Origin of the sequence: Nonomuraea sp. NPDC050733 (assembly GCF_040654215.1) — a bacterium.
In the GTDB taxonomy this organism is placed as follows: Bacteria; Actinomycetota; Actinomycetes; order Streptosporangiales; family Streptosporangiaceae; genus Nonomuraea.
Window position 1 is genome coordinate 77790 of record NZ_JBFAHO010000034.1, and the last position, 6480, is coordinate 84269.

The 6480-nt window shown below is 71.8% G+C and carries 6 protein-coding genes; 3 read left to right on the forward strand and 3 right to left on the reverse strand.

The window, feature by feature from the left end:
• Positions 1-19 precede the first annotated feature (19 nt).
• On the reverse strand, positions 20-1639 hold the full coding sequence (locus AB0H64_RS35030; RefSeq protein ID WP_357633265.1) for a molybdopterin-dependent oxidoreductase: 1620 nt from the start codon (positions 1637-1639) through the stop codon (positions 20-22).
• A gap of 115 nt (positions 1640-1754) precedes the next feature.
• Between AB0H64_RS35030 and AB0H64_RS35035 the strand changes: the two genes are divergently transcribed.
• From AB0H64_RS35035 to AB0H64_RS35045, 3 genes are read left to right on the forward strand one after another with little or no spacing between them, the layout of a single operon-like run.
• Positions 1755-3143: a hypothetical protein gene (locus tag AB0H64_RS35035; RefSeq protein WP_357633268.1), complete on the forward strand. Its 1389-nt coding sequence runs from the start codon at positions 1755-1757 to the stop codon at positions 3141-3143.
• A gap of 52 nt (positions 3144-3195) precedes the next feature.
• Positions 3196-4071 (forward strand): hypothetical protein, encoded by an 876-nt coding sequence (locus tag AB0H64_RS35040; RefSeq protein ID WP_357633271.1) that lies wholly within the window; start codon positions 3196-3198, stop codon positions 4069-4071.
• Between the two features lie 43 nt (positions 4072-4114).
• Positions 4115-4816, forward strand: a complete 702-nt coding sequence (locus tag AB0H64_RS35045; RefSeq protein WP_357633274.1) for a helix-turn-helix transcriptional regulator — start codon at positions 4115-4117, stop codon at positions 4814-4816.
• A gap of 19 nt (positions 4817-4835) precedes the next feature.
• Here the strand turns inward: AB0H64_RS35045 and AB0H64_RS35050 are convergent, their stop codons facing one another.
• Positions 4836-5999: an AI-2E family transporter gene (locus tag AB0H64_RS35050; protein WP_357633277.1), complete on the reverse strand. Its 1164-nt coding sequence runs from the start codon at positions 5997-5999 to the stop codon at positions 4836-4838.
• Between the two features lie 165 nt (positions 6000-6164).
• Positions 6165-6480: hypothetical protein (locus AB0H64_RS35055; RefSeq protein ID WP_357633280.1), on the reverse strand; the 316-nt coding region annotated here is incomplete at its 5' end.

The following is a 6480-nucleotide window of genomic DNA, read 5'->3' on the forward strand; positions in this document are numbered from 1 at the left end:
GTTCACGGGCTGTGAGAAATCAGGGGATGAACGGGACCAGAGGCAGGTACGGCACCAGTTCGGTCGGCTTCACCGGCAGCCCCGGCCCGGGCGGCCGGTAGGTCGGCAGCGCCTCCCCGTACTCGTGCATCCACGCGTGGTCCACCATCAGCCGCATCGGCTCCGGCGCCGACGGACTCTCCGCCCGCGCCGCGACCGGGTCCAGGCGCCCCACCGCCAGCTTGGCCACCGCGTCGGCCACCAGCCCCGCGTCCGGCAGCGCCACGTCGCACCTGTCGTCCGGGCCGATGAGCAGGTCCAGGTCGGGCGGCACCGGGTAGATCGGCCGCGGCAGCGCCAGCACCCGCGGCGCGGGAGCCATCGGCAGCCCGTCGCGCACCGCCTCCACCAGCACCGACCGCGCCGTGCGCCCGCTCAGCACGCCGTCGGCGAGCGGCCAGCACAGCTTCCCCACGTTCGCGCCGTCCTCGCCCAGGGCATGCAGGCACAGGTACGGCACCAGCGCCACCTCGTCGCCCCGTCCCTCCTGCGCCCACCCGCGGCCGCACCCGGCCAGCACGAGCAGCGCCAGCATCGCCCGGTACGCGGTGTCGGCGTGCGCCGTCTCCAGCCGCCCCGGCACGATCACGCACCGGCCTCCGGTCCGCTCCGCCGTCGCACCCAGCTCCCGCGCCACCTTGACCGCCCGCGCGGCCGGCACCCCGGTCAGCGGCTCCTGCCAGGCGGGTGTGTACGGCTCGCCCCGGTCGTCGTAGCCGCCCGGCCAGCAGCCCGGCAACCCGTCCCTGGCGACCCCGTACACCGCCAGCAGCAGGTCGAACACGGTCGTCACCAGCAGATCCCCGTACCGCCGCACCGGCACCCCGCGCCGCAGCGCGCCCGGCCCGTCGTCGAAGCGCGGCAGCAGCACCTCCACCGCCTCGCCCCGCGGCCCGCCGTACACGCTGAGCCGGTCCGCGCGCCGCCCGATGCCGCAGCCCGCCACCCACGACCCGCCCACCTCGCGCAGCCGCACGAGACACGGCAGGTCGGTGCGGTCCAGCGCGTGCTCGGCGAACACCGGCCGCTCCACCAGGAACTCGCTGAGCAGCACATGCCCCATCGCCATCGCCAGCGCGCCGTCCGTGCCCGGCCGCACGACCAGGGTCTCGTCCGACAGCCGCGTCGGATGCGGCCCTATCGCGACGACCTTCTGCCCCTTGTACCGCCCGGCGATCACCGACGGCGTGCCGGGCGTGCGGGTCAGCCGGTTGTTCTCACCCCAGAGCAGCACGTACGCGGCACGCGGCCAGTCGTCCGGTTCCGGACCGCGGAAGCCGGGGCCGAGCACCTGCCGCGGCGCGCTCGGCTGCTCGGTCAGCACCGCGCCCCCCAGCGCGCCCACCAGCCCCGCCAGCGGCGAGGTCGCGAGCGCGGCCACCCGGTCCGCGCCGTGCTCGGCGGCCGTGTGCACGATGGCCGCGGCCGTCAGCTCCGCCGCCGTCCCGTCGTCCAGCGGCACGCGCCGCCCGCCCCGGGCGCGACGGTACACCTCAGAATTTGCTGTGAGTTTCGCCCAGGCGGCGACCGGGTCGCGAAGCTCATCTTTCACCTCGAAATAGAGCCGGACCAGAGCCCGGTTGACCTGCGATCCCCCCATGGAAAGAGTTCAACACAGACGGTCACGGTCTATCGCGGTACGACCCGCCATGTCGGGGATAAGAATGCCCTCGCAAGTAGCAGCATCCAGGGGAGTACGGCAGGCTAGACCCGCCATGGAATACGCATTTCTCACCGGGACAGTCCTCGTCGCAGGAGTCGTGTTCGCCGTCATCGCCCAGTGGCGTGACTGGCGGCCGCCGATCGTCGTCGCAGTGGTCGTGGGCGTCGCCGTCCGCGTGCTGCTGCTGTTCACCGCGGCGCACGACTCGTGGCAGCCCGTCGACTTCGTCGAAAGCTTCAAGCCCGCGGGCCTGGCCGTGCTCAACGGCCAGGACCCCGTGCTGGCCAGCGAAGGCGGCTGGCACTTCCTGCCGACGATCCCGTACGTCTACGGCATCCTGCTGTGGCTCGGCATCCCGTGGGAGTACGCCGGGCGGCTGGTCACCGTCGTCGCCGACATCGTCCTGATCCCGCTCGTGGCCAAGCTGGCCGGCGGCCCCAAGGCGTCGCTGCGCGCCCTGCAGTACGCGCTCAACCCGCTGGCGCTGCTGGTGGCCTGCATCCATGGCCAGGTCGAGCCGGTGGCGCTGGTTTTCGGCGTGGCCGCGTTCGTGGTGGCGCGCGGGCCGGGCTCGCACGACCGAGCCGGCGTCACCACCCAGGTCGTCGCCCGCGTCCGCCGCGGCGTGACGGCCTACGGCTGGCGCGTCTCCGTGTACCGCGTGCTCGGCCCCGGCGGCATGCTCCGGCGAGCGCTGACGCCCGGCCCGACCGATCGCGCCGACCTCAAGCGGGCCTGCCTGGCGGGACTGCTCATGGGCCTCGCCCTGTGCGCGAAGAGCTGGCCGATCTGGCTCGTCCCCGGCATGCTGCTGCTCCTGCCGCACCTGCGCGCCCGGGTGGCGGCGCTGTTCGTGACCGGCCTGGTGCCGCTGTTCTTCCTGGTCACGCTGCCCGTCTTCGCGGGCACCACGCTCCAGCAGATCCCCGAGGTCATCAAGACCATCCAGGACATCCGCCCGATCGTCGGCGAATGGGGCTGGACCCCGTGGTTCACCGGCGGCAACTGGGAGCTGCGGGCCGATCTCGCCAAGTTCGGCACCAACCTCATCTACGCCTGCGTCGTCGGCGTGATCTTCCTCTGGCGGCGGGCCGACCCGATCGACATGACCACCGCCATCCTGCTGATCTTCATGGTCGTCACCCCGCGGCTCGGCGCGCAGTACCTGCTGTGGTTCATGCCGTTCCTGATCGCCCGGCCGACCAGGTTCGCCTGGCCGGCGATCATCGGCGGGTCGGCGTGGGCGGCCTACGGCTACCTGTACATGACCCAGTTCGACGTCGACACCTGGTGGTTCCTGCACTCGCAGTGGTCGCGGGCGTCCATCGTGCTGCTGCCGCTGCTGTTCGTCGCCATGCCGTGGGGCCGCCGCGTGGCGTCCCGCCTGACGGCCGCCCCGGACGAGGTCACGGGTAAGGCCCACGCCACCTCCACCGTCTAGGACGTCCGTTTCCTACAAGAGCCGGGCGTGCGGCGCCGGATAGCGTCCGCCCATGGACACGCACACGACAGGCGGCGGCATGCTCGCCCGCGCTGCCGCCTACCTGGAGCTCCACGGCAGGCTGATCGACCGGCTGCGCTTCGCCGCGCTGTTCGCCGGCGGACCGGCGCGACCGGTGCTGGACGTGCTGCGCTCCTACCAGAACGCCGACGGCGGCTTCGGCAACGCGCTCGAACCCGACCTGCGCGGCGCCGCCAGCCAGCCCGAGCCGGTCGAGGTGGCCTTCCACATCCTCGACGAGCTGGACGCGTTCGCCGACCCCATGGTGCCGCCGGCGTGCGACTACCTGCTGTCGGTGACGGCCGGGGACGGCGGCGTGCCGTTCGTGCTGCCCAGCGTGCGTGACATGGCCCACGCGCCCTGGTGGGAGACCGGCGACGACCCGCCGGGCAACCTCGTGCCGACCGCCTCCATCGTCGCGCTCCTGCACAAGCACCGCGTCCGCCATCCCTGGCTGGAGCCGGCCACCGCGTTCTGCTGGACGCGGATCGCCGCCGTCGAGCGCACCACGCCGTACGAGGCGCGGGCCGTCGTCGCCTTCCTGGAGCAGGCGCCGGACCGCGAGCGGGCGGAGGCGGAGTTCACCCGGCTGCGGCCCGCCATCCTGGACACCGTCGCCTTCGACCCGGACGCCTCCGGCGAGGCGCACTTCCCGCTGGACTTCGCGCCGTCGCCGCTGCGGCTGCCGCTGTTCGACGCCGGGCTGCTGGACCGGCACCTGGACGCGCTGGCCGCCGCGCAGTCACCCGAAGGCGGGTGGAACGGCAACTGGACGATGTGGACGCCGCTGGTCGAACACGAGTGGGGCGGCTACGTGACCGTCCAGCGCCTCAAGACCCTGCGCGCGTACGGCCGCCTGGACGCCTGAGCCCTCCCTCCGCGCTGTCGGTGCCGTGTCCTAGCGTGGAGGGATGTACGAGGAACGGCCGCCCGCGCCGGGGCTCGCCGGCCGTGTCGTGTGCGAATGGGCGCACGTCAGCGAGGCCGGGGGCACGCGGCTCGTGGTCCCGGACGGCTGCGTCGACCTCATCTGGGGGCCCGGCGGGCTCTTCGTGGCGGGACCGGACACGGGGCCGATGCCCGCGCCCATGCGGCCCGGCGACAGGTACGCCGGCATCCGGTTCCGGCCGGGCGCGACGGGCGAGGTGTTCGGCGTGCCCGTCCACGGGCTGCGCGACGAGCGCGTCCCCCTCGCCTCGCTGGACGCCCCGGCCTGGCGCCCCCTCCTGTCACCGGACTCTCCGCAGGACGCACTCGCCGATCGCCTGCGCCTCATGCGGGCCGCCGTCACCGCCCGGATCCGGGAGACGGCGCCCGCCGACCCGGTGGCCCCCGCCCTGGTCGCGGCGCTGCGGTCGGGGTCGAGCGTGCGGGAGGCCGCCCGGGAGCTCGGCTTCAGCGAGCGGCAGCTCCACCGTAGGAGTGTGGCCGGGTTCGGTTATCCCCCGAAGACGCTCCAGCGCGTCGTGCGTTTCCAGCACGCGCTGCGGCTGGCCCGCTCGGGTGTCGCCCTGGCGGAGGTGGCGGCGGCCTCCGGCTACGCGGACCAGGCCCACCTGTCCCACGACGTCAAGCGGCTGAGCGGCGTCCCGCTGGGCCGTCTCCTCACCTGAGCCCCGTCCGGCCCCGGCGTCATCGCCGCCGCTGGACCGGACCTCCAGCGACCTTGGCGTTCTCGGTCACCGGGTCTCCGGTCGCGGCCGGTGCGCGCGGCTCACCCGGAGGCGGAGTGCCGGGCGGCGCGGCGGCGGGCGGTTCGTCCGGCGGCGTACCGGACAACAGCGCGGCGGCCCAGGTGGCGCGCGGATCGCTGTCCACCAGCAGGGCCCGCGCGAACAGGCTCAGCGGAATCGCCAGCAGCGCCCCCAGCGGCCCGAGCACGAACGCCCAGAGGATCAGCGACAGGAACGTCATCGTCGTCGACAACCCCACCGCGTCGCCCAGGAACTTCGGCTGGATGAACGACTGGATCACCACGTTGATGACGCAGTACGCGGCGATGACCAGCAGCATCTGCTTGACGCCGCCGTCGAGCAGGGCGAGCAGGGCGGGTGGGATGAGACCGAGGACGAAGCCGACGTTCGGGATGTAGTTCGTGATCAGCGCCAGCACGCCCCACAGCACGGGCAGCGGCACGCCGAGGATCGACAGCGCCGCCGTGTCCAGCACCGCGCAGATCAGTCCGAACACCGTGGAGACGATGAGGTAGCGCCGGGTCTTGTCGGCGAACGTGTCCAAAGCGGCCACCAGCCGGTGCTGGTGGGTGTGCCCGGCGGCCAGGATCCTCGCGGTCACGGGCGCGTCCAGGCACATCGCGAGCAGCAGCACCACGATCAGGAACAGGCTGGACAGCACGCCGACCAGGCTGGACAGCAGGCTCTGCACGACGCCCACGACCTTGTCCACGTCGATGGCCTTGACCGCGTCGTTGATCATGCTGTTGCTGACGCCGTGCGCCGCCGCGAAGCTCTGCGCGTCGCTGAGGAGCTGCTGGAACTGCGGGGCGTACGTGGGGAGCAACGTGGCGAGCTGCGTCACCGAGTACGTCGCGACAGCGACCATGCCGAGAAGGACGAGGACCACGATCAGGAACGGCAGGAGCACCTGCGACCAACCGGGCGCGCCGTGCCGCTTCAGCCAACGGCGCACCGGCGAGACGGCTATGACGAGGACGAGCGCGAGCACGACCGGCCCGAGGATGGACGAGACCTCACGCATCCCGAACAGGGCGATGACCGCCCCGGCGATCCCCAGCAGGACGATGAGCGCTCTTGGTACGGCAGGTTGGTCGCGCACGTCATCTACCTACCCGGGCCTGGGCGGGAACACCGGAAACGGCCTGTGAATCCGTTGATTTGACGGTTCGGGAAGGCCTGCATAGAGTTCACCAGTCCCACGAGGACGGCGGTGATCGCCGGCCTCGCTCCGGGCCCCTCCCCAGCCCCATCGCCATCCGGTGGATCACTGTGCGTCCGCATGGTGCCTCTGGACAGCGGCTTTGACATCGGTCAGATGTCGGAGTATGGTTGGAGAGTTGCCCCGGAGACGGGGCGGAGTCGGAATTCCGGAAGCGCCGAATTTGACAGTAAATCGGATCGCTGAAAGAATAAAGACACAACGAAAGACCGAAACGAAAAGCGCCTCTCGCAGCTCCGGGGAGTACGCGTCCGTTTCTTGAGAATTCAACAGTGTGTTAAAAGCCAGTGCATGATGCACAACCCCGTCATTTCGGTGACGGATTCCTTTTTCAGTTAGGTTCAGACCTTTTTTGGAGAGT